The organism is Stutzerimonas stutzeri (assembly GCF_009789555.1).
GTDB classification, from domain to species: domain Bacteria; phylum Pseudomonadota; class Gammaproteobacteria; order Pseudomonadales; family Pseudomonadaceae; genus Stutzerimonas; species Stutzerimonas stutzeri_R.
This window is the reverse complement of sequence record NZ_CP046902.1, coordinates 4,326,502-4,348,724: the sequence shown is the minus strand read 5'-3', so window position 1 is coordinate 4,348,724 and position 22,223 is coordinate 4,326,502. Positions and strand designations below refer to the sequence as shown.

Here is a 22,223-nt window from a genome sequence, read left to right as displayed (position 1 = left end):
AGGCACGCAGGCTTCCAGCTGAGCTAAACTCGGGACCCCACAGTTTTAGCAGGATTGCAAATGCTCACTCACCTCGATTCCCAGGGGCGGGCCAACATGGTCGATGTCACGGCCAAGGCCGTTACGGCACGAGAGGCGGTCGCGGAGGCGAAGGTCCGCATGCGGCCCGAAACCCTGCAGATGATCCAGCAGGGCGGACACCCCAAGGGCGATGTGTTTGCCGTTGCCCGCATCGCCGGCATCCAGGCGGCCAAGAGGACCCATGAACTGATACCGCTGTGTCACCCGTTGCTGCTGACCAGTATCAAGGTCGAGCTGCAGCCGGAAGGTGACGATTGCGTACGGATCGAGGCGCGCTGCAAGCTGGCTGGACAGACCGGCGTGGAAATGGAAGCGCTGACCGCGGCGAGCGTCGCGGCGCTGACGATCTACGACATGTGCAAGGCCGTAGACAAAGGCATGGTCGTGGAAACCGTCCGGTTGCTGGAAAAGCTGGGCGGCAAGAGCGGCCATTGGCAGGTGTCCGCATGATCCAGGTGCATTATTTCGCGCGCTACCGTGAAACCCTTGGGCTGGAGGTCGAGTCGTTGGAGTGGGATTCGTCGCTTCGGCGGGTCGACGATCTTCGACTGCGACTGCTGGCCCGTGGATACGAGTGGGCGGTGCTGGGTGAACAGAACCTGATGTGCGCGCGCAACCAGGAGCTGTGCGACCTGGACGAGCCATTGGCTGATGGCGACGAGGTGGCGTTCTTTCCCACCGTGACCGGGGGTTGATATGGGTGTGCGTGTACAGCAGGCTCCGTTCGATCCAGGCGCTGAACTCAACGCGTTGCACGCGGCCAACCTCGGTGTCGGTGCGGTCACTGGCTTCGTCGGTTACGTCCGTGATTTCAACGATGGGCAGGATGTTGCAGGGATGTTTCTCGAGCATGCGCCTGGAATGACCGAGAAGGCGCTGCTAAGGATCGTGGAGGAGGCCACCCAGCGTTGGCCGTTGCTCAGGCTGGAAATCCTGCATCGGGTCGGACGGCTCGAGCCGGGGGAGCCGATCGTCTTCGTTGGCGCCGCCAGTGCGCATCGGGAGGCCGCTTTCGATGGCTGCCGCTTCGTCATGGACTACCTGAAAACCCGGGCGCCGTTCTGGAAGAAGGAAGATACCCCGTCGGGGCCGCGGTGGGTCGAGGGTCGTTGCAGCGACCAGGCGGCGGCGCAACGCTGGCGCCAGCCGTAGCGTGCTCAGCCGAAGGTCATCTGCAGCTTGTAGAGCAGGGCCGAGCCGATCGTCAGTATGCCCAGCCCCAGCAGGGCGAGGCCCCATGGTTGCTCTCGAAAATTGAAACCGGTTCCCATCAGCAGAAAGCTCAGGATGAGCAGCACCACCATCAGATTCAGGTGAAACATGAGCGGCTCCTGTTGTGAATGACTTCATTTCACTCTAGGCGCTTTCATGGATCGGTGTCTGATCTGCGTCAGCAGATACGGGGTGTTTGGCGACAGCGATGAAAATCCGGCTCTGAAAAAGCGAAGCCATCCCCGGTTTCGCCTTTTCAGCCAGCCGAACTCAGCGCTGCCTGGGTGGGATCGGTGCCAGCAGCTCGGCCGGGGGCATCTCGCAGCTGATCTTGCGGCCAAGCAAGGTTTCGATCGCGGGCAGGGCGAAGGCGTCGTCCTCGCCAGCAAAGCTGATGGACGTCCCGGTGGCACCGGCCCGGCCGGTACGGCCGATGCGATGCACATAGTCATCGGGCACTTCCGGCAGGGTGAAGTTGATCACGTGACTTATTCCGTCGACATGAATGCCTCGGCCCGCGACATCGGTCGCCACCATGACGCGAATCTTGCCCTCGCGAAAGCCTTCCAGCGCGCGGATGCGCTTGTGCTGGGGCACATCGCCAGACATCTGGACGGCGCTGATGCCGTCACGGGTGAGACGTTCCTCGATGCGACGCACCTCGTCCTTGCGATTGGCGAACACCATGACGCGGGTCCAATCGTTCTGGGTAATCAGGTTGTAGAGCAGTTTGTATTTGTCGCTGCCGGCGACCGCGTAGACGTGCTGTTCGACGGTGTCGCTGGCCACGTGTTCCGCTTCGATTTCGACGATTGCCGGGTCGGTGGTCCACTGCTTGGCCAGGTTCATCACGTCTTCGGTGAAGGTGGCTGAGAACAGCAGCGTCTGGCGTTCGCTCTTGGGTGGGGTCTGGCGAATGATCTGGCGGACCTGAGGAATGAAGCCCATGTCGAGCATGCGATCGGCCTCGTCGAGCACCAGTACCTCGACCATGTCCAGATGCACTTCGCCGCGTTGATTGAAATCCAGGAGCCGGCCCGGCGTGGCAACGAGAATGTCGCAGTAGCGGCTTTCCAGTGCTTTGAGCTGCTTGTCGAAGTCCATGCCACCGACGAAGCTCATCACGTTAAGACCAGTGTATTTGGTCAGATCCAGCGCGTCGTTGGCAATCTGCACGACCAATTCTCGGGTCGGCGCGATGATCAGTGCGCGCGGCTCGCCCATGTAGCGATCGCTGGGCGGCGGCGTCTGGAGCAATTGCGTGATGGTGGAAATCAGGAAGGCCGCGGTTTTGCCGGTGCCCGTCTGGGCGCGTCCGATCGCATCGCGCCCCTTGAGAGTGAACCCCAGCACCTGGGCCTGGATCGGCGTGCAGTAGGGAAAACCCAGGTCGTGAATGGCATGCATCAGCTCCGGGGCAAGCTTGAAGTCATGAAAACGGGTCTTGCCTTCGGCTGGCTCGACTTGAAAGTCCTCCAGCTTCCAGGCGGGCGCGGGCGGTGGCGTCGGCTTGCGGGATCGCTCACGGCGAGGCTTGGTTGTCGCTGTCGCAGGCGCCGATTCCACGGCGGTCGGTGCGGGCTGCTCAGAGTGAACGATGTCGCTCTGGGCCGAGGTGTCGCTGGCCGGCTGGGCGGCTGGTCGCTCTGCCGGGCCTTTGCCGAAAATTTTCTTGAGTGCTTTGAGCACGGTTTCGTCTCTGTTTATTAAGATTCGCCCGCCAGTGTAATGCAAGAAGCAGATACGGCGAAGACTTGCTCGGAGGCGTCATAGCAGTTGCGCGTGAGGCCGTTGTTTAGCCGCATACGCGGTTTCGCCCTCGTGCCTTGGCCTGATAAAGCGCCTGGTCGGCAATCTGAATCAGCGCCTTCAAGTCATCATGGGGTTGCATCGGTGCAACGCCGATGGAAATCGTCACGCCGGGGAGTATGCCGATCGGCGATCGGAACGAGGTGATCTCGTCGAGGCTCTGGCGCAGGCGCTCGCCGACACTGCGTGCATCGGCCAGGGCCATGTCGGGCAGCAGGATCACGAACTCCTCGCCGCCGTAGCGCACCAGGCTGTCGGTCGGGCGGAGCAGTTTGCCAAGGGTATCGACAACCAGGCAAAGCGCATGGTCGCCGGCCAGATGTCCGTGTTCATCGTTGTAGTCCTTGAATCGGTCGACATCGAGCATCAGGATCGACAGGGGCTGGCCATTGAAGACGCACCGGGTGCTCTCGCGGGCATAGATGTGTTCCAGCCAGCGTCGGTTGAACGAACCGGTCAGGGTGTCGACGTTGGCGTTCTGTTCGCTGTTGATGATCAGGCGGTCGCTCAGGCGCACCCGCTGGCAGAGTAGTTCGGCCAGGTTCTGCATCAGTCTGGGCGAGCGGGTGAGCAGCGGCAGTGAACGGCGGTGCAGCCGCAACAGTTGCGAGGGTTCGAGCGCAACGACATAGGCCGAGGGCGGCAGATTATCCATGAAGCTGATCTCGCCGGCGCAATCGCCGGGGCCGATGGCGCGCACCGGCAGGGCATCGATCGAATCGAGGTGGACGGCCAGCTCCCCGTCGAGCACCAGATAAAGGTAGTGGTTGTGTTCAAGCGGCGACAGCAGGATGTCGCCCGTCTCGATCAGGCATGCCTCGAAGACTTCCTGTAGCAGGCGAAGACAGGGTTCGTCGACATGATCCAGCAGGCGAGCCTGCCTGAGATGCTGCATCCCGACTCGCCACTCGGCACGCTTCATGACTGCAACATCCAGTCGGATGACTTCTTCGTCATGACATTCGCTAGGCCCCGTCATTGCTGGCTGGGTCGGCTTCTCTTGGCCGCGATGCGCGCTACAGCAGCAGGTGCATCGAGTTATTTCCACCCAAGTGAAGCGTAGCCTTAATCGGTAGGTGGGGCAGGCGCGCGGCGTCACATTTTCGAAGACGCCCGCGCCGTGTCGGTCAATCGAGACGCGCGGCGAGCCAGTCGCCGATGTCTCTGATTTCCTCCGGCATGACTTCATGCGCCATCGGGTACTCCTTCCATTCGGCTGCAACGCCGCTTTGCGTCAGGCATTGATGAGCCGCACGTCCCATCGAGGGCAGGACAACATTGTCCTCCCGGCCATGCAGGCAGAGGACCGGAAGCGTCTGCTGCTCTGGCGACAGGTCGAGGGTGGTGCCGAAGGTAGGGGCATAAGTGGACAGGGCGATCACCCCGCCGAGCGGCCCCGCCCATCGCATGAAGGCGGTGTGATAGACCACGGCGCCGCCCTGTGAAAAGCCCGCGAGAAAAATGCGTCGAGGATCGATGCCGCCGTCGCGCTGCGTTTCGATGAGCGATATCACGGCCTGCGTCGACTGTTCGAGCTGCGCCTGGTCGATTGCCCGGGCCGGACTCATGGCCAGGATGTCGTACCAGCTTGGCATCGCCCAGCCGCCATTGATGGTGACCGCCTGGGTCGGTGCCTGGGGAAGAACGAAGCGTGTGCGCAGCAGGCGCTGCTGCAGGGCCTCGGCCACCGGCAGAAAGTCGTAGCGATCGGCGCCGAGGCCATGCAGCCAGATGACGCATGAATCGGCGGTTGTCGCGGGTTCGATGATCAGGGGGGCGCTCATCTCGGGCTCCGTCAGTGGCGCTCGCTTCATGATGGGGCGAACGCGGGGGTGGGTGCGGCAATATGCGGCGAGGTTACCTCTACTGACGCCGTCGATGAAGGTCCGGAGGCGCTCGGCGCGCGTATTGGTGAATCTGGTATGCCGCTTGCTTTGTATCTCGCGTCCCATGTGCCGGTGCCCTCTGCATCCCGGCAGACGAGCGCATCGGGAGGAGTTGCCGATAATCAATCGGCGGCTAGACTCAGGTCAGGTTCTTCTGCCGTACGGTCGACGCGTGCCGACTGGCAGGCTGCGACGCAGCCGAAGGCCCCGACCCCACAGAATAAAAGCAAACTGGAGGTTTCGATGATAAGGGTTAAATCCACACTGGCCGTGCTTGGTGCCGCGACACTTTTGGGCACCAGCGGCTTGGCGCAGGCAGGGGCGACCCTGGATGCGGTAAAGAGCAAGGGCTTTGTGCAGTGCGGCGTCAGCGACGGGCTGCCAGGCTTTTCCTACACCGACGCCAAGGGCGAGTACAAGGGAATCGATGTGGATGTCTGTCGCGCCGTGGCGGCTGCGGTATTTGGCGACGCGAGCAAAGTTAAGTTCAGCCCGTTGACCGCCAAGGAGCGCTTCACTGCCCTGCAATCGGGCGAGGTCGATGTGCTTTCGCGGAACACGACATGGACCAGCTCGCGGGACGCGGCGATGGGGCTCAACTTCACGGGGGTGACCTATTATGACGGCCAGGGATTCCTGGTGAACAAGGAGGTCGGCGTTTCCAGCGCCAAGGAACTCGACGGCGCCACCGTCTGTATCCAGGCGGGGACCACCACTGAACTGAACCTCTCCGATTATTTCCGCGCCAACAACCTCAAGTACACCCCCATCACCTACGACACGTCCGACGAAAGCGCCAAGTCGCTGGAATCCGGTCGTTGCGACGTGCTGACTTCCGACCAGTCCCAGCTCTACGCTCAGCGCATCAAGCTGGCCAATCCCGACGACTACATCGTATTACCTGAAGTCATCTCCAAGGAGCCGCTCGGCCCGGCCGTGCGCCAGGGTGACGAAGAATGGTTCGATATCGTGCGCTGGTCGCTGCTGGCGATGGTCAACGCCGAGGAGCTGGGTGTCACGACTTCCAATGTCGAAGAAACCGCCAGGACCACCAAGAACCCTGACGTGGCGCGTCTGCTCGGGGCGGAAGGCGAATACGGCAAGGACCTGAAACTGCCGAAGGATTGGGCGGTGCAGATCGTCAAGCAGGTCGGCAATTATGGTGAGGTGTTCGAGCGCAACATTGGCTCCGGCAGCGAGTTGAAGATCGAACGCGGTCTGAATGCGCTCTGGACCAATGGAGGTCTGCAATACGCACCACCGGTGCGTTGACCGAGCCGGGCCAGCGGGACGCTGGCCTTGTTTCAAGGATGAGCGCCGCCGGTGCGTCTGCACCGGCGGCGCCGTATGAGGTTTCTTGATGCGAACCATCGCCAATACGGGAGCAGCGCGCGGCTCGCTGCTCACGGATCCGCAGGCGCGTGCCTGGTTGTTTCAGGTCATCGCCGTCATCGCAGTCGTCGCGTTCGGCTGGTTTCTGTTCCACAACACCCAGACCAATCTCGCTCACCGGGGCATCACGTCAGGCTTCGGTTTCCTCGATAACGCCGCCGGTTTCGGCATCCCCCAGCACCTGATCGATTACAGCGAAAGCGACTCCTACGGGCGAGTGTTCTGGGTCGGCTTGCTCAACACCCTTCTGGTCAGCGTCATAGGCATCATTCTGGCGACCATCCTCGGATTCATTCTGGGGGTGGCGCGGTTATCGCCGAACTGGCTGATCCGCCAGATCGCAACGGTTTACATAGAGGTTTTCCGCAACATTCCGCCGCTGCTGCAAATCTTCTTCGTCTACTTCGCCGTGCTCAGCCCGCTGCCTGGGCCGCGAGACAGCCTGAGCCTGTGGGACATCATCTTCATCAACAACCGCGGCGTCCAGATGCCGTCGCCGAGTGCGGGAGAGGGCTTCTGGCCGTTCTGGATCGCGATGGGTCTGACGCTGGTAGCAATCGTCATGCTCAACCGTTGGGCGCGGGCCCGGCGCGATGCCACCGGGCAGACCTTTCCGGTGTTCTGGGGCAGTCTCGGGTTGTTCATTGCCATACCGACCCTGTGCGCGCTGCTGCTCGGTGCGCCTTTCATCTGGGAGGTTCCACAGCTCCAGCGCTTCAATATCCGCGGGGGTTGGGTCGTTATTCCCGAGCTGGTGTCGATCGTGCTGGCGCTGTCGATCTATACCGCGGCGTTCATTGGCGAAACCGTTCGCGCGGGAATTCAGTCGGTCAGCCACGGCCAGACCGAAGCGGCGGCCTCGCTTGGACTTCGTCCGGGGCGGGTACTGCGTCTGGTCATCATTCCACAGGCGCTACGGGTGATCATCCCGCCGCTGACGAGCCAGTACCTGAACCTGGCGAAAAACTCCTCGCTGGCCGCCGCGATCGGCTATCCGGACATGGTGTCGCTGTTCGCCGGCACGGTGCTCAACCAGACCGGACAGGCCATCGAGACCATGGCCATCACCATGAGCGTGTACCTCGCCATCAGCATCAGCATTTCGCTGTTGATGAATCTGTACAACAAGCGCATTGCGCTGATCGAGCGGTGAGGACGAGCGCATGACGACCCATACTTTCAAACCGGACCTGCCTGCGCCTTCCACCAACATCGGTGTGCTGGGCTGGATGCGGGCCAATCTGTTCTCCAGCTGGATCAATACCCTGTTGACGCTGGTCGGGTTGTACCTGATCTGGCTGATCGTCCCGCCCGTGATCGAGTGGGCGATCATCAAGGCCGACTGGACCGGCGAGACACGTGCCGATTGCACGCGCGAGGGCGCCTGCTGGGTGTTCGTCCAGACGCGCTTCAGCCAGTTCATGTACGGCTTCTATCCGGCAGAATTGCGTTGGCGCGTGGACCTGACGGCCTGGCTCGCGATCATCGGCGCCGCCCCGCTGTTCCTTCGCCAGATGCCTCACAAGGCGCGCTACGGCATCGTCTATCTGGTGGTTTATCCGCTGCTGGCCTACTGGCTGTTGCACGGTGGTTTCTTCGGTCTCGAAACGGTGCCGACCAGCCGCTGGGGCGGCCTGATGCTGACCATCGTCATCGCGGCCGTGGGCATCGCGGGCGCTCTGCCGCTCGGTATCCTGCTGGCGCTCGGTCGGCGTTCGGACATGCCGGCGATTCGAGTGCTTTGCGTGACGTTCATCGAATTCTGGCGCGGCGTGCCGCTGATCACCGTGCTGTTCATGTCCTCGGTGATGCTGCCGTTGTTCCTGCCCGAAGGGATGAACCTCGACAAGCTGATGCGTGCCATGGTGATGGTGGTCTTCTTCGAGGCGGCCTATATCGCCGAAGTGGTCCGCGGTGGGCTCCAGGCGATACCCAAGGGCCAATACGAGGCGGCAGCGGCCATGGGCCTGGGCTACTGGCGCAGCATGGTTCTGGTGATCCTGCCGCAGGCGCTGAAAATGGTCATTCCCGGCATCGTCAACACCTTCATCGCGCTGTTCAAGGACACCAGCCTGGTGATCATCATCGGCCTGTTCGACTTCCTCAACAGCATCAAGCGCGCCACCTCCGACCCTGCATGGCTCGGCATGTCGACCGAGGGTTACGTGTTCGCGGCGCTGGTCTACTGGATTTTCTGCTTTGGCATGTCGCGCTATTCGATGCACCTGGAGCGCAAGCTCGACACCGGCCACCGGAACTAAGGGAAACATCATGAACGAAAACTCACTCCGAACCGATCGGTCCGAACAGCCAGGCGAGCCCGTCATCCAGATGCAGAGCGTGCACAAATGGTTCGGGCAGTTCCATGTGCTCAAGGACATCAACCTCAGCGTTACCCAGGGCGAGCGCATCGTCCTGTGCGGACCGTCGGGTTCAGGCAAGTCCACCACCATTCGCTGCCTCAATCGTCTTGAGGAGCATCAGCAGGGCCGTATCGTCATCAATGGCGTGGAGCTGACCAACGACCTGAAGCAGATCGAAGCGATCCGCAGCGAGGTCGGCATGGTGTTCCAGCACTTCAACCTGTTCCCGCACCTGACCGTACTGCAGAACTGCACCCTGGCGCCCATGTGGGTACGCAAGATGCCGCGGCGCCAGGCCGAGGAAATCGCCATGCACTACCTGGAGCGTGTACGGATTCCGGAGCAGGCCGGCAAATTTCCCGGACAACTGTCCGGCGGCCAGCAGCAGCGGGTCGCGATTGCTCGGGCGCTGTGCATGAAGCCGAAAATCATGCTGTTCGACGAACCGACCTCTGCGCTCGATCCGGAAATGGTCAAGGAAGTGCTGGATACCATGGTCGGTCTGGCTGAAAGCGGGATGACCATGCTCTGCGTGACCCATGAAATGGGCTTCGCGCGCACCGTCGCCGATCGGGTGATCTTCATGGACAAGGGCGAGATCGTGGAAGAGGCTGATCCGGAGACCTTCTTTACCCATCCGGTGAATGAGCGAACCAAGCTTTTTCTGAGTCAGATATTGCACTGAGTCAGGGGCTTCGAGGCCAGCGTGCCCGGCTGGATGGTGTCGCTCGTCATCGCCATCCGGGCCCGCCGGCGCAGCGGAACGGCGCATTGGAGTCGATGTGCTTGCAGCCTTAGCCTCGAACGCCGTCATGGGCTAGAATACGCGCCCCGACTGCTCCCCCCTCCGAGGCTGTTCCGACGATGTTGATCCTGCGCGGCGCTCCCGCTCTTTCCGCCTTCCGTCACGGCAAGCTCCTGGCGCAACTGACCGCGAAGGTCCCCGCCGTGAGCGGGTTGTACGCCGAGTTCGCTCATTTCGCCGAAGTATCCGGCACGCTTGGCGCGGACGAGGAGCACGTGCTCTCCCGGCTGCTCAAGTACGGTCCGAGCGTCCCGGTACAGGAACCAGCCGGTCGGCTAATGCTCGTGGTCCCGCGTTTCGGAACCATCTCGCCCTGGTCGAGCAAGGCCAGCGATATCGCGCGTAACTGCGGACTCGACAAGATTCAGCGTCTCGAACGCGGGGTCGCCTATTACGTGGCGGGCGACTTCTCGGAGGCCGACACCCGGCAGATCGCTGCCGTTCTGCACGACCGCATGACGCAACTGGTGCTGGAGCGCTTCGAAGACGCGGCCAACCTGTTCAGCCATGCCCAGCCGAAACCGCTGACGGCGGTCGACGTGCTGGGCGGTGGTCGCGCGGCGTTGGAGAAGGCCAACCTCGAGCTGGGGCTGGCGCTGGCCGATGATGAAATCGATTATCTGCTGGCCAGCTTCACCGACCTGGGCCGCAACCCCCATGACATCGAACTGATGATGTTCGCCCAGGCCAACTCCGAGCACTGCCGGCACAAGATATTCAATGCCAGTTGGGACATCGATGGTGAAAACCAGGACAAGTCGCTGTTCGGCATGATCAAGAACACCTTCCAGCTACATGGCGAGGGTGTGCTGTCGGCCTACAAGGACAACGCCGCGGTGATCGTCGGCAACGTGGCCGGGCGTTTCTATCCGGATGCCGAGACCGGCGAATATGCCGCGAATCAGGAGCCGGTGCACATCCTGATGAAGGTTGAAACGCACAACCATCCGACCGCCATCGCCCCGTTTCCCGGTGCGGCCACCGGTTCGGGCGGTGAAATCCGTGACGAGGGCGCCACCGGCCGTGGCGCCAAGCCGAAGGCGGGCCTTACCGGTTTCACGGTGTCCAACCTGAACATCCCGGGTTTCGAGCAGCCCTGGGAAGTCCCCTATGGCAAACCCGAGCGCATCGTGACCCCACTGGACATCATGATCGAGGGTCCGCTGGGTGGCGCGGCATTCAACAATGAATTTGGCCGGCCAGCGCTGAGCGGTTACTTCCGTACCTTCGAACAGTCGATCGATACCCTGCATGGGAAAGAAGTGCGCGGCTACCACAAGCCGATCATGCTCGCCGGTGGGCTGGGCAATATCCGCGAAGACCACGTGCAGAAGGCCGAGATTTCGGTAGGCGGCAAACTGATCGTGCTGGGTGGTCCGGCGATGCTGATCGGCCTCGGCGGCGGCGCGGCCTCGTCGATGGCGACCGGCAGCAGTTCGGAAGATCTCGATTTCGCCTCGGTGCAGCGCGACAACCCGGAAATGGAGCGCCGCTGCCAGGAGGTCATCGACCGCTGCTGGCAGTTGGGCGACAGGAACCCGATCAAGTTCATCCACGACGTCGGTGCCGGTGGCCTGTCCAATGCCTTCCCGGAGTTGGTCAACGACGGCGGGCGCGGTGGGCGTTTCGAGCTGCGCAAAGTGCCGAACGACGAACCGGGCATGGCGCCGCTGGAGATCTGGTGCAACGAATCCCAGGAGCGCTACGTGCTGTCGGTCGACGCGGTCGATCTGGAGCGTTTCGAGGCGATCTGCAAGCGTGAGCGTTGCCCCTTCGCCGTTGTCGGTGAAGCGACCGCCGAGCCGCATCTGACCGTTTCCGACAGTCATTTCGGCAACAATCCGGTCGACATGCCGCTCAATGTCTTGCTCGGCAAGGCGCCGCGCATGCACCGCAGCGCTGTTCGCGAAGCCGAACTGGGGGATGATTTCGCCGCGGATCAGGTCGAGCTGTCCGAGGCGATCAACCGCGTGCTGCATCACCCGGCAGTCGCCAGCAAGAGCTTCCTCATTACCATTGGCGACCGCAGCATCACCGGCATGGTGGCGCGTGACCAGATGGTGGGTCCCTGGCAGGTTCCGGTGGCCGATTGTGCCGTTACCGCCACCAGTTATGACGTCTATACCGGCGAAGCCATGGCCATGGGCGAGCGCACGCCGCTGGCGCTGCTCGATGCCCCGGCATCGGGGCGCATGGCGATCGGTGAAACCCTGACCAACCTGGCCGCTGCGCGTATCGAGAAAATTTCCGATATCAAGCTTTCGGCCAACTGGATGGCCGCAGCCGGTCATCCGGGCGAGGACGCGCGCCTGTACGACACGGTCAAGGCCGTCGGTATGGAGCTGTGCCCGGCGCTCGGCATCACCATTCCGGTGGGCAAGGATTCCATGTCGATGAAGACTCGTTGGGCGGACGAGGGCGGCGAAAAGAGCGTGACGTCACCGTTGTCGCTGGTGGTGTCCGGTTTCGCGCCCGTGGTGGACATCCGCCAGACCCTGACACCGCAGTTGCGCCTGGACAAGGGCGAAACCGATCTGGTGCTGGTCGATCTGGGCCGCGGGCAGAATCGCATGGGCGCATCGATCCTGGCGCAGGTCTATGGCCAGATGGCGCGTCAGGCTCCGGACGTGGATGACGCCGAAGACCTGCAAGCGTTTTTCGCGGTGATCCAGGGGCTCAATGCCGATGGCCTGCTGTTGGCCTACCACGATCGTTCGGACGGCGGCTTGCTGACCACGGCGCTGGAGATGGCCTTTGCCGGCCATTGCGGCCTCAGTCTCAACCTCGATGGTCTGGTCGAGAGTGCGGCGCAAATCCCGGCGGCGCTTTTCAATGAGGAGTTGGGCGCGCTGATTCAGGTTCGCCAGGGCGATACGGAAGTCGTGCTCGCACAGTTCAGTGCCGCGGGCCTCGCCGACTGCGTGTCGGTCATTGGCCAGCCGGTCAATAACGGCCATGTAGCGATCAAGTTCGACGGCACGGACGTGTTTGCCGGTGATCGCCGTTTGTTGCAGCGGCAGTGGTCCGAAACCAGTTATCAGATCCAGCGTCTTCGCGACAACGCCGATTGCGCCGATCAGGAATTCGACGCGCTGTTGGAAGAAGACAATCCCGGCCTGAGTGTCACGCTGGGCTTCGACGTCAATGAGAACATCGCAGCGCCGTACATCAAGCGTGGCGTTCGCCCTGAAGTGGCGATTCTGCGCGAGCAGGGCGTCAACGGTCAGACCGAGATGGCGGCCGCGTTCGACCGCTCCGGTTTTGCCGCGGTCGATGTCCACATGAGCGACATCCTGTCCGGACGCATCAGCCTCGAACGCTTCAAGGGGCTGGTCGCCTGTGGCGGCTTCTCCTATGGCGACGTGCTGGGCGCCGGCGAAGGCTGGGCCAAGTCGATCCTGTTCAACAGCCGCGCCCGCGAAGACTTCAGCGCGTTGTTCGAGCGCAAGGACAGCTTCGCTCTTGGCGTCTGCAATGGCTGCCAGATGCTTTCCAACCTCCACGAACTGGTGCCTGGCAGTGAATCCTGGCCGCATTTCGTGCGCAACCGCTCCGAGCAGTTCGAGGCGCGCGTGGCCATGGTCCAGGTGCAGGACTCGCCGTCGATCTTTCTGCAGGGCATGGCCGGTTCACGCCTGCCGATCGCCATTGCGCACGGAGAAGGGCATGCGGAGTTCGAAAGCGAAGAGGCATTGCTCGAGGCCGATCTGTCCGGCACCGTCGCGCTACGCTACATCGACAATCACGGCAAAGTCACCGAGCGCTACCCGGCCAACCCGGGCGGCTCGCCACGCGGTATTACCGGCCTGACCACGCGTGACGGTCGTGTAACCATCATGATGCCGCACCCGGAGCGGGTATTCCGGGCTGTGACCAACTCCTGGCGTCCGGATGAGTGGCAGGAGGATGGCGGCTGGATGCGCATGTTCCGCAACGCGCGGGTCTGGGTCGACTGACCTTGGCGATGGTGCCGAAAAGCTCGGTGGCGTGCGAACGCCCCCGGGCTTTTTTCAATTGTCTTTCGGTCGATCCTGGCTGCTGAACCAAGCACCTTTGGCAACGTCTGATGTTGGCAACGCGGCCCGGCAAGCCTGGTGGTTGCGGCGGCGGAGAAGGTGCTCCGCCGTCAGTTCTATGCGGAGATGCAGATGTACAAGTTGTGTTTCTATGTGCCCGAGAGCCATCTGGATGCCGTGAAGAAGGCTGTGTTGGGCGCAGGTGCCGGGCGCATCGGTGCTTACGACAGCTGCTGCTGGCAGATGCTGGGGCACGGCCAGTATCGGCCGCTGGAGGGCAGCAAGCCTTTCCTGGGTCAGCTCGGCCAGGTGCAGGTGGTTGCGGAGTGGAAGGTCGAGCTGGTGGTGGCCGACGAACTGATTCATGACAGCGTCAAAGCGCTCAAACGGGCCCATCCATACGAGACGCCGGCGTTCGAAGTGTGGCGGCTATCCGACATGCAGTTCTGATCGAACGATAGGCAACCAGACCCGAGTCGCCGCTGGCCACTCGGGTTTTTTATTGCTCGCGCGGCGACGCTAAGACGCTGGCGCTCCAGACGCACATCGATTACCGCGCGCGCTTCGTCATGGGAGCCGATGACGCGCAACAGGCTCTCACGTTAACGCGCTGCCAGGCTCGACGCTGCTGCTCAGGGACGAATCTCGATCAGCGTGCCGTTCTTGACCAGATTCCATATCTCGCGCATGTCATCGTTCTTCAGCGCGATGCAGCCTTCGGTCCAGTCGAGGGTGTGGAAGAACCACTCCGGATATTCTTCGTCCAGCGGGGTGCCGTGAAGCATGATCATGCTCCCCGGCCGTGTGCCTTCGCGGCTGGCCCGCGCCCGGTCCTTGGCGTTCGGGTAGGAGATATGCATCGCCAGGTTGTACTTCTCGGACGTCTTGCGCCAGTCGATCCAGTAGAACCCCTCGGGTGTTCGCTGGTCGCCTTCGCGCTCCTTGGGGCCCGGTTGCTTGCCCAACGACACGCGATAGCTTTTCATCGTGACGCCACGGCTGATGAGGTGAAGCTGACGCTCGGACTTGACCACCAGGACCTTGTCGATGAAGGCGTCATCGAATACTGGAGCGGCCGTAGCGTGGGAGAGGGCGGCGAACGTGAAGCAGAAGATTGCTAACAGCCAGCGCATTGAAGCGTTCCTGAATCCTTACGGCATCAGACCTGTCTGCGCGCCACCCGCATTGCTTCGATGGCTTCGTTGCGCACCGGGAAGGTCTGCTGCACCCGGTCGGCGAAAAAGTATTCTAGGGTACGGCCAACCGTCGGAAAAGCCAGCTCTGACCAAGGGATGTCGGCCTGTCGGAAAAGCCGGACTTCCAGGCTCTCCTCGCCCGCGCTGAAATCTGCGTCGACCAGCTCGGCGCGAAAGAACATGTACACCTGGTTGATATGCGGCAGGTCGAACAGCGTATAGAGCTGCAAGTCCGTAACCCGGGCGCAAGCCTCTTCCAATGTCTCGCGCTCCGCTGCCTGCCGGACGGTTTCGCCGTTTTCCATAAAGCCGGCCGGCAGCGTCCAATAGCCGCGTCGTGGCTCGATCGCACGCCGACACAGCAGTACGTGGTCTTCCCAGACTGGCAGGCAGCCTGCGACGATCCGCGGGTTCTGGTAATGAACCGTGTCGCAGGATGCACAGACGAATCGCGTCCGATTGTCCCCCTCGGGCACCCGTTCGGCGATCGCGCCGCCGCATTGGCTGCAGAATTTCATCGTGCTTCATTCCTGGCGAGTCATTCGATAGCCCGGCGCTGTCGCGGGCTGGCCATTGCTGAGAACCAGTCTGCCGCGAAAAGTTTGTCGGCGACAGCGGGGCTGTCGATTTTGTCTTCGTCTGTCTTGGGCGCCTCGGTGATTCATGCCATGATGCCTGTCAAAGACAGAAAGAGACGTTTCATGCTGGACAAGATTCTCCAACGGGTGCGTGACTATTCCCCGCATCTCCTGGAGCCGGAAGGCCGGATGCCCGAGGCGGCGGTGCTGATGCCGATCACTCGCAGCGATTCGCCGGAATTGGTGCTGACGCTGCGTGCCAGTGGGTTGTCCACCCATGGCGGAGAGGTCGCCTTCCCCGGCGGGCGCCGTGACCCGGAAGATCGGGACCTTATCCATACCGCCTTGCGTGAGGCCGAAGAGGAAGTCGGGCTGGCGCCGGGCATGGTGGAAGTCGTCGGGCCGCTGAGCAGCCTGGTTTCGCTGCACGGCATTCATGTCACGCCGTACGTTGGCATCGTGCCGGACTATGTCGAATACCGCGCCAATGATGCCGAAATCGCGTCGGTCTTTTCCGTGCCCCTGGAGTTCTTCTGCCAGGACGTGCGCGAGGTTACCCATCGTATCGATTACCAGGGCGGCGCCTGGTATGTCCCGTCCTACCGGTATGGCGAATACAAGATCTGGGGGCTGACGGCCATCATGATCGTCGAGCTGGTGAACCTGATATATGACGCCGGGATCGAGATGCGCCGCCCGCCCGTTTCCTACGTCGATCTGAGCCAGAAGAGGTCATGACCGTGAAATATCGCCTGGGTGATTCCCGCGTTGAAACCCATCCACAAAGCTGGGTCGCACCGAACGCCACGCTGGTTGGCAAGATCCGCCTCGAGGCGGGCGCCAATGTCTGGTTTGGTGCCGTGCTGCGCGGCGACAACGAGTTGATCCACATCGGTGAAAACAGCAATGTGCAGGATGGCAGCGTCATGCACACCGATATGGGCTATCCGCTGACCCTGGGCACAGGCGTGACCGTCGGCCACAACGCCATGCTGCACGGTTGCAGCGTCGGTGATTACAGCCTGGTCGGGATCAACGCGGTCATCCTCAACGGGGCGAAGATCGGCAGGTATTGCATTATCGGCGCCAACACCCTGATCGCCGAAGGCAAGGAAATTCCTGACGGCTCGCTGGTGGTGGGCTCGCCCGGCAAGGTGGTTCGTGAGCTGACCGAGCAGCAGAAGAAAATGCTCGAAGCGAGTGCCGCGCACTATGTTCACAATGCTCAGCGCTACGCGGGCGATCTTGTGGAGCAGGAGGATTGACCGCTGAACGGAAGCCGGTCGCTTCACCCTGCGTCAGCATCTGCGCCCTGGATGAGAATGATATCTGCACCGGGTGCCAGCGCAGCATCGACGAAATCCGACGCTGGGGCCGAATGGACGATTCGCAGCGGCGCCAGGTGCTGCTGCGTTGCCATGAGCGCGCACAGGCAGCCGGATTGGTGTTTTAACCTGTGAATGAATGGGCCGCTGATCGGCGTCCGTCACTGTCTTGATAACGAGGTCTTTCATGCCCCGAATAGGTACGCCGCTGTCCGCCAGCGCTACCCGCGTGCTGCTGTGCGGCTGCGGTGAACTTGGCAAGGAATTGGTCATCGAGCTTCAGCGCCTGGGCGTCGAGGTCATCGCGGTAGACCGTTACGCCAACGCACCGGCGATGCAGGTGGCTCACCGTCACCATGTGATCGACATGCTCGATGGCGCCGCGTTGCGCGCTGTCATCGAGCAGGAAAAGCCACACTATGTCGTGCCCGAGATCGAGGCGATCGCCACGGCGACACTGGTGGAGCTGGAAGGCGAGGGCTATACGGTCATACCGACCGCGCGGGCCGCGCAGCTCACCATGAATCGCGAGGGCATCCGCCGACTGGCCGCCGAGGAACTGGGGTTGCCGACCTCGCCGTACCGCTTCGCCGACTCGCTGCAAGATTGCCGCTCGGCCATCGCCGTGCTCGGGTTTCCCTGCCTGATCAAGCCGGTGATGAGTTCGTCCGGTAAAGGCCAGTCGGTCCTGCGTAGCGAGGCCGATATTGCCCCGGCCTGGGAGTATGCCCAGGCCGGTGGGCGTGCCGGAAAGGGCCGGGTCATCGTCGAGGGCTTCGTCGATTTCGATTACGAAATCACACTGCTGACCGTGCGGCATACGGGAGGGACCTCGTTCTGTCTGCCGGTCGGGCATCGTCAGGAAAAAGGTGATTACCAGGAGTCCTGGCAGCCACAACCCATGAGCGCTGCGGCCATGGCGGAAGCCGAGCGTATTGCGCTTGCCGTTACCGACGCGCTGGGCGGGCGCGGCCTCTTCGGTGTCGAGCTGTTCGTCAAGGGCGACAAGGTCTGGTTCTGCGAGGTTTCGCCCCGGCCGCACGATACGGGCCTGGTGACCCTGGTTTCTCAGGACCTCTCCGAGTTCGCCCTGCATGCGCGGGCAATCCTTGGGCTGCCGATCCCTGCGATTCGGCAGTTCGGCCCGTCCGCTTCGGCGGTGGTACTGGTCGAGGGGGAATCCGATCAGGTGAGCTTCGGTGGCCTGGCGGCCGCGCTGGACGAGCCCGACACCGCGCTGCGGCTGTTCGGCAAGCCGGGCGTCAGTGGTCAGCGGCGCATGGGGGTTGCGCTGGCGCGCGACGAGTCGATTGCCGCCGCGCGTGCCAAGGCCGTGCGGGCGGCCGCGGCAATCGATACCCGTCTCTAGCGCTTCGGCCGGGCGAGGGTGGTGGCCTCAGGATGCGTCGGCCGACGACGTGTCCTGTGTGTCTTCGACGACCCAGGCACGCACGCTTTTGACGCGATTGTCCGCGGCCTGCAGGATTTCGAGCCGGTACTGGTTGATCTGCAGGCAAATGCTGCTGTCTGGAATATGCTCGAGCGCCTCGGTGATCAAGCCGTTGAGGGTCTTGGGTCCGTCACAGGGGAGATGCCAGCCCAGGGCTCGATTGACCTCGCGCAGATAGGCCGCGCCATCGATCACCAGGGTGCCGTCGTCCTGCGGGTGGATATCCGGGCTGCGCAGGGCATCCTGGTTGCTGAATTCACCGACGATCTCTTCGAGAATGTCTTCAAGCGTCACGATTCCCAGTACGTCGCCGTATTCGTCGACGACAATGCCGATGCGTCGTTTCTGCTTCTGGAAATTGACCAGCTGGGTCGAAAGGGGCGTGTTTTCAGGGATGAAATAGGGATCGTTGCAGGCCTCGAGCAAGCTTTCGTGGGTCAACTGATCATGGCTGAGCAGCCGCGCGATCTGGCGCATGTGGACGATGCCTTCGATCTGGTTGATGTCCTTGCGGAACACCGGCAGGCGTGTGTGGGGCGTCGTGCGCAGCTGAGTCACGATGGTTTCCAGGTTGTCCTCTAGGTCGATGCCAGCGACCTCGTTGCGAGGGATCATGATGTCGTCGACGGTAACCCGCTCCAGGTCCAGGATGCCAAGCAGCATGCTTTGCCTGTTCATCGGCATGTCGCTGCCCGATTCGTGAACCACGCTGCGCAGCTCTTCGGTTGAGAGGCTGTCGTTGCCCTTGGTGGACAGGTCGACGCCAAGCAACCTGAGCAAGCCGTTGCTGATCCAGTTCAGTGATGCCACCAGCGGGTACAGCACTTTCTGCAGCAGCAGCAGCGGAAGGCTGACCGGGTAGGCGACCGTCTCGGGGCGCAGGGCGGCGAGCGTCTTGGGGGTTATCTCGCCGAATATCAGAAGCATGATCGTCAGGCCGATGGTCGCGATGGCGATACCCGCTTCACCCCACAACTTGATTGCCAGCACCGTGGCGATCGACGAGGCCAGGATGTTGACGAAGTTGTTACCGACCAGAATGGTTCCGAGCAGCCTGTCCGGGCGTTCGAGCAGCGCGCTTGCGCGTTTCGCGCCACGGTGACCGTCGTTGGCCTTATGGCGCAGGCGGTAGCGGTTAAGGCTGAGCATCCCGGTTTCGGAGCTGGAGAAGAAGGCCGAGCACAGAAGCAGAAAGACCAGCATACCGACCAGAAAGCCGGGGTGTAGATGTTCCACGTGTCGGTCCTAGATATGCAGGATGAATTCGCGGACCAGCTTGCTGCCGAAGTAGGCCAGCATCAGCAGGCAGAAGCCGGCAAGCGTCCAGCGGATGGCCTTGTAGCCGCGCCAGCCGAGCTGGTGGCGGCCCCATAGAAGTAAACCGAAGACCACCCAGGCGAGGACCGATAGCAGCGTCTTGTGCACCAGGTGCTGGGCGAACAGATTGTCCAGAAACAGCCAGCCGGAAATCAGTGACCCCGACAGCAACAGCCAGCCGGCGAGCAGGAAGCCGAACAACAGGCTTTCCATGGTCTGCAGTGGCGGGAAGTTCTTGATCAGGCCGGACGGGTGCTTGTGCTTCAGGTGATGGTCCTGCAACAGCAGCAGCAGTGACTGGAAAACCGCGATCGTGAGCATCCCGTACGCCAGGATCGAGAACAGAATGTGCGCCAGGATGCCCGGTTGCTCATCGATTGCAGGTGCCGTGCCCGACGGCGCGAACTGGGCGAACAGCACCGTCAGGCAGCCGAGCGGGAAAAGCAGCAGCAGGAGATTCTCGACTGGCATGCGATGAAGCGCGAGCAGGATCAGCAGGATCACCGCTGCGGCAATCAGGCTCGAAGCGGTGAAGAAATCAAGGTGCAGGCCGCTTGGTGACAGCAGCTGGATGAACAGGCTCACCCCGTGCGCGACGAGCGCCAGGGCGCCCAGGATAAGAAGCAGACGCTTGTCCGGCACGGTGCGTTGCGCCAGGCGAAGGCCTTGGTATCCGGTGACGCCTGCATAAAGGCAGGCGGCAGCTAGGCTCGGTAGCAGAGGGTGCATAGGTCTTTTAAGCAGGCTCGAAAGGCGCTGAGTGTGGCACAAACACCGGATGCACAAAAGCGTGCCAATAAAAGGTGAGGGTTACCGGGGCGGGCCGCCTGCGGGCCTGTGTCGATACGTCGCGGCCATCCTCGTCGGGCATGGCCAGGCTGTCGCGATGAAAAGCATCCGGCCCGGGGTACCGGCCTGGGCCACTCAGCTTCTATAATCGCTGCCTTAACCACACCCAGCGTGGAAACGGCACATGTTTGAAAACCTAACCGACCGCCTCTCCCAGACGCTTCGCCACGTTACTGGCAAGGCCAAGCTGACCGAGGAGAATATCAAGGACACCTTGCGCGAAGTGCGCATGGCGCTGCTGGAGGCTGACGTTGCGCTGCCGGTGGTCAAGGAGTTCGTCGCCAAGGTCAAGGACCGGGCCGTGGGCACCGAGGTTTCCAAGAGCCTGACGCCTGGCCAGGCGTTCGTGAAGATCGTTCGCGCCGAGCTGGAAGAGCTGATGGGCGCGGCCAATGAAGACCTCGCCCTGAGCGTCGTGCCGCCGGCGGTGGTGCTGATGGCCGGCCTGCAGGGCGCGGGCAAGACGACTACTGTTGGCAAGCTGGCGAGGTTCCTCAAGGAGCGCAAGAAAAAGTCGGTTCTGGTGGTGTCCGCCGACGTCTATCGCCCGGCCGCGATCAAGCAGTTGGAGACGCTGGCCGCCGAAGTGGGTGTGACCTTCTTCCCCTCCGACACCAGCCAGAAGCCGGTCGAGATCGCGCAGGCCGCCATTCGCGAAGCCAAGCTCAAGTACATCGACGTGGTGCTGGTCGATACCGCAGGCCGCCTGGCCATCGATGCGCAGATGATGGCCGAAATCCAGGCCGTTCACGCGGCAATCAATCCGGCCGAGACGTTGTTCGTGGTCGACGCCATGACGGGCCAGGATGCCGCCAATACCGCTAAGGCGTTCGGCGATGCGCTTCCGCTGACCGGCGTGGTGCTGACCAAGGTCGACGGTGATGCGCGCGGAGGCGCGGCGCTGTCGGTGCGTCACATCACCGGCAAGCCCATCAAGTTTCTCGGCATGGGCGAAAAAAGCGACGCGCTCGAGCCATTCCACCCGGACCGGATCGCCTCGCGCATCCTCGGCATGGGCGATGTGCTCAGCCTGATCGAGCAGGCCGAACAGACGCTGGATCGGGAAAAGGCAGAGAAGCTCACCAAAAAGCTGAAGAAGGGCAAGGGCTTCGATCTCGAAGACTTCCGGGATCAGCTTCAGCAGATGAAAAACATGGGCGGCCTTGGCGGCTTGATGGACAAGCTGCCGTCCATTGGCGGGGTGAATCTCTCGCAGATGGGCAATGCGCAGGGCGCGGCCGAGAAGCAGTTCAAGCAGATGGAAGCCATCATCAATTCGATGACGCCCGTCGAGCGGCGCAATCCGGACATCATCAGTGGCTCGCGCAAGCGTCGCATCGCCATGGGTTCCGGCACTCAGGTGCAGGACATTGGCCGGCTGATCAAGCAGCACAAGCAAATGCAGAAGATGATGAAGAAGGTCACGGGCAAGGGTGGCATGGCCAAGATGATGCGCGGCATGGGAGGCATGTTCCCGGGTGGCGGCGGGATGCCGAAGTTCTAGTCCATTGGCCTTGCAGTGGTGCCCTCCAGGGGGTGCCGCTCGCGTTGAGCGGGCCTGCTGCCGAGCCTTGCAGCTGTTTTTTAAAAAGCCATTTGCAAAAGTCCGGATAATCCTTAGAATATGCGGCCTTTCGGGCCTTGGGCCCTGCATTCAGATTTGCTGTACCGACTACAGGAACGATGTTCACATGGTAACTATTCGTCTCGCCCGTGGCGGCTCCAAGAAGCGCCCTTTCTATCACCTGACCGTGACCAACAGCCGCAACCCGCGCGATGGTCGCTTCGTCGAGCGCATCGGTTTCTTCAACCCGGTCGCCTCGGGTGCGGAAGTGAAGCTCTCTGTAAACCAGGAGCGTGCCGCTTACTGGCTGGGTCAGGGCGCACAGCCGTCTGAGCGCGTTGCTCAGCTGCTGAAGGAAGCTGCCAAGGCTGCTGCCTGAA

Annotated in this window: 23 protein-coding genes; 15 read left to right on the top strand and 8 right to left on the bottom strand. The window is 62.2% G+C overall.

Annotated features, from left to right (window positions below; translation table 11 throughout):
• Window positions 1-60 precede the first annotated feature (60 nt).
• The 3 genes from moaC to moaE are packed head-to-tail and all read left to right on the top strand — an operon-like array spanning window position 61 to window position 1,233.
• Window positions 61-531, top strand: a complete 471-nt coding sequence (gene moaC, locus GQA94_RS20210; RefSeq protein WP_158189687.1) for a cyclic pyranopterin monophosphate synthase MoaC — start codon at window positions 61-63, stop codon at window positions 529-531.
• Window positions 528-776, top strand: a complete 249-nt coding sequence (locus GQA94_RS20205) for a MoaD/ThiS family protein (protein ID WP_158189686.1) — start codon at window positions 528-530, stop codon at window positions 774-776. Before moaC ends, GQA94_RS20205 begins: the two co-directional genes overlap by 4 nt.
• 1 nt (window position 777) lies before the next feature.
• Entirely contained in the window at window positions 778-1,233 is a 456-nt protein-coding gene (gene moaE / locus GQA94_RS20200) for a molybdopterin synthase catalytic subunit MoaE (protein WP_158189685.1), read from the top strand.
• A gap of 5 nt (window positions 1,234-1,238) precedes the next feature.
• Here moaE and GQA94_RS23300 read toward each other — a convergent pair whose 3' ends face one another.
• From GQA94_RS23300 to GQA94_RS20185, 4 genes are all read right to left on the bottom strand, one after another.
• A complete protein-coding gene (locus GQA94_RS23300) occupies window positions 1,239-1,403 on the bottom strand; it encodes a hypothetical protein (protein ID WP_199270075.1) in 165 nt (54 codons plus the stop codon).
• A 160-nt stretch (window positions 1,404-1,563) separates the two neighbouring features.
• Window positions 1,564-2,982, bottom strand: a complete 1,419-nt coding sequence (rhlB, locus tag GQA94_RS20195; protein WP_158189684.1) for an ATP-dependent RNA helicase RhlB — start codon at window positions 2,980-2,982, stop codon at window positions 1,564-1,566.
• A 106-nt stretch (window positions 2,983-3,088) separates the two neighbouring features.
• Window positions 3,089-4,024 carry a GGDEF domain-containing protein gene (locus GQA94_RS20190; RefSeq protein WP_158189683.1) on the bottom strand — a complete coding sequence of 312 codons (936 nt, stop codon included), beginning with the start codon at window positions 4,022-4,024 and terminating at the stop codon, window positions 3,089-3,091.
• A 205-nt stretch (window positions 4,025-4,229) separates the two neighbouring features.
• Window positions 4,230-4,886, bottom strand: coding sequence for an alpha/beta hydrolase (locus tag GQA94_RS20185; protein WP_158189682.1), 657 nt, complete (start codon window positions 4,884-4,886; stop codon window positions 4,230-4,232).
• Between the two features lie 345 nt (window positions 4,887-5,231).
• Between GQA94_RS20185 and GQA94_RS20180 the strand changes: the two genes are divergently transcribed.
• The 6 genes from GQA94_RS20180 to GQA94_RS20155 all read left to right on the top strand — a co-directional run bounded on the left by GQA94_RS20180 (window position 5,232) and on the right by GQA94_RS20155 (window position 14,014).
• On the top strand, window positions 5,232-6,260 hold the full coding sequence (locus tag GQA94_RS20180) for an amino acid ABC transporter substrate-binding protein (protein ID WP_158189681.1): 1,029 nt from the start codon (window positions 5,232-5,234) through the stop codon (window positions 6,258-6,260).
• A gap of 88 nt (window positions 6,261-6,348) precedes the next feature.
• Entirely contained in the window at window positions 6,349-7,533 is a 1,185-nt protein-coding gene (locus tag GQA94_RS20175) for an amino acid ABC transporter permease (protein ID WP_158189680.1), read from the top strand.
• 10 nt (window positions 7,534-7,543) lie between these two features.
• Entirely contained in the window at window positions 7,544-8,641 is a 1,098-nt protein-coding gene (locus GQA94_RS20170) for an amino acid ABC transporter permease (RefSeq protein WP_158189679.1), read from the top strand.
• 10 nt (window positions 8,642-8,651) lie between these two features.
• On the top strand, window positions 8,652-9,428 hold the full coding sequence (locus GQA94_RS20165) for an amino acid ABC transporter ATP-binding protein (RefSeq protein WP_158189678.1): 777 nt from the start codon (window positions 8,652-8,654) through the stop codon (window positions 9,426-9,428).
• Window positions 9,429-9,607: 179 nt separating this feature from the next.
• The gene (gene purL / locus GQA94_RS20160; protein ID WP_158189677.1) at window positions 9,608-13,504 is read left to right on the top strand and encodes a phosphoribosylformylglycinamidine synthase; all 3,897 of its coding nucleotides are present in this window, start codon (window positions 9,608-9,610) and stop codon (window positions 13,502-13,504) included.
• A 192-nt stretch (window positions 13,505-13,696) separates the two neighbouring features.
• The gene (locus GQA94_RS20155; protein WP_158189676.1) at window positions 13,697-14,014 is read left to right on the top strand and encodes a YqfO family protein; all 318 of its coding nucleotides are present in this window, start codon (window positions 13,697-13,699) and stop codon (window positions 14,012-14,014) included.
• A 182-nt stretch (window positions 14,015-14,196) separates the two neighbouring features.
• Here the strand turns inward: GQA94_RS20155 and GQA94_RS20150 are convergent, their stop codons facing one another.
• Both GQA94_RS20150 and GQA94_RS20145 read right to left on the bottom strand, forming a co-directional pair.
• Window positions 14,197-14,697 carry a L,D-transpeptidase family protein gene (locus tag GQA94_RS20150; RefSeq protein WP_158189675.1) on the bottom strand — a complete coding sequence of 167 codons (501 nt, stop codon included), beginning with the start codon at window positions 14,695-14,697 and terminating at the stop codon, window positions 14,197-14,199.
• A gap of 26 nt (window positions 14,698-14,723) precedes the next feature.
• Window positions 14,724-15,278 carry an NUDIX hydrolase gene (locus GQA94_RS20145; RefSeq protein WP_158189674.1) on the bottom strand — a complete coding sequence of 185 codons (555 nt, stop codon included), beginning with the start codon at window positions 15,276-15,278 and terminating at the stop codon, window positions 14,724-14,726.
• 183 nt (window positions 15,279-15,461) lie between these two features.
• Here GQA94_RS20145 and GQA94_RS20140 point away from each other — a divergent pair, with 183 nt between their 5' ends.
• The 4 genes from GQA94_RS20140 to purT are packed head-to-tail and all read left to right on the top strand — an operon-like array spanning window position 15,462 to window position 18,032.
• Window positions 15,462-16,076: a CoA pyrophosphatase gene (locus GQA94_RS20140; RefSeq protein ID WP_158189673.1), complete on the top strand. Its 615-nt coding sequence runs from the start codon at window positions 15,462-15,464 to the stop codon at window positions 16,074-16,076.
• A 2-nt stretch (window positions 16,077-16,078) separates the two neighbouring features.
• Complete coding sequence (locus tag GQA94_RS20135) at window positions 16,079-16,603, top strand: gamma carbonic anhydrase family protein (protein ID WP_158190183.1); 525 nt, start codon at window positions 16,079-16,081, stop codon at window positions 16,601-16,603.
• Window positions 16,600-16,791, top strand: coding sequence for a DUF1289 domain-containing protein (locus GQA94_RS20130; protein ID WP_158189672.1), 192 nt, complete (start codon window positions 16,600-16,602; stop codon window positions 16,789-16,791). Before GQA94_RS20135 ends, GQA94_RS20130 begins: the two co-directional genes overlap by 4 nt.
• 59 nt (window positions 16,792-16,850) lie before the next feature.
• Complete coding sequence (gene purT, locus GQA94_RS20125) at window positions 16,851-18,032, top strand: formate-dependent phosphoribosylglycinamide formyltransferase (RefSeq protein ID WP_158189671.1); 1,182 nt, start codon at window positions 16,851-16,853, stop codon at window positions 18,030-18,032.
• A 27-nt stretch (window positions 18,033-18,059) separates the two neighbouring features.
• Here purT and GQA94_RS20120 read toward each other — a convergent pair whose 3' ends face one another.
• Window positions 18,060-19,349, bottom strand: coding sequence for an HlyC/CorC family transporter (locus tag GQA94_RS20120; RefSeq protein WP_158189670.1), 1,290 nt, complete (start codon window positions 19,347-19,349; stop codon window positions 18,060-18,062).
• Between the two features lie 9 nt (window positions 19,350-19,358).
• The gene (locus GQA94_RS20115; protein ID WP_158189669.1) at window positions 19,359-20,159 is read right to left on the bottom strand and encodes a cytochrome C assembly family protein; all 801 of its coding nucleotides are present in this window, start codon (window positions 20,157-20,159) and stop codon (window positions 19,359-19,361) included.
• 244 nt (window positions 20,160-20,403) lie between these two features.
• On the opposite strand from GQA94_RS20115, the gene ffh reads away from it, so the two are divergent.
• Window positions 20,404-21,783 (top strand): signal recognition particle protein, encoded by a 1,380-nt coding sequence (ffh, locus tag GQA94_RS20110; protein ID WP_158189668.1) that lies wholly within the window; start codon window positions 20,404-20,406, stop codon window positions 21,781-21,783.
• 187 nt (window positions 21,784-21,970) lie between these two features.
• Complete coding sequence (rpsP, locus tag GQA94_RS20105) at window positions 21,971-22,222, top strand: 30S ribosomal protein S16 (protein ID WP_158189667.1); 252 nt, start codon at window positions 21,971-21,973, stop codon at window positions 22,220-22,222.
• Window position 22,223: the final 1 nt, after the last annotated feature.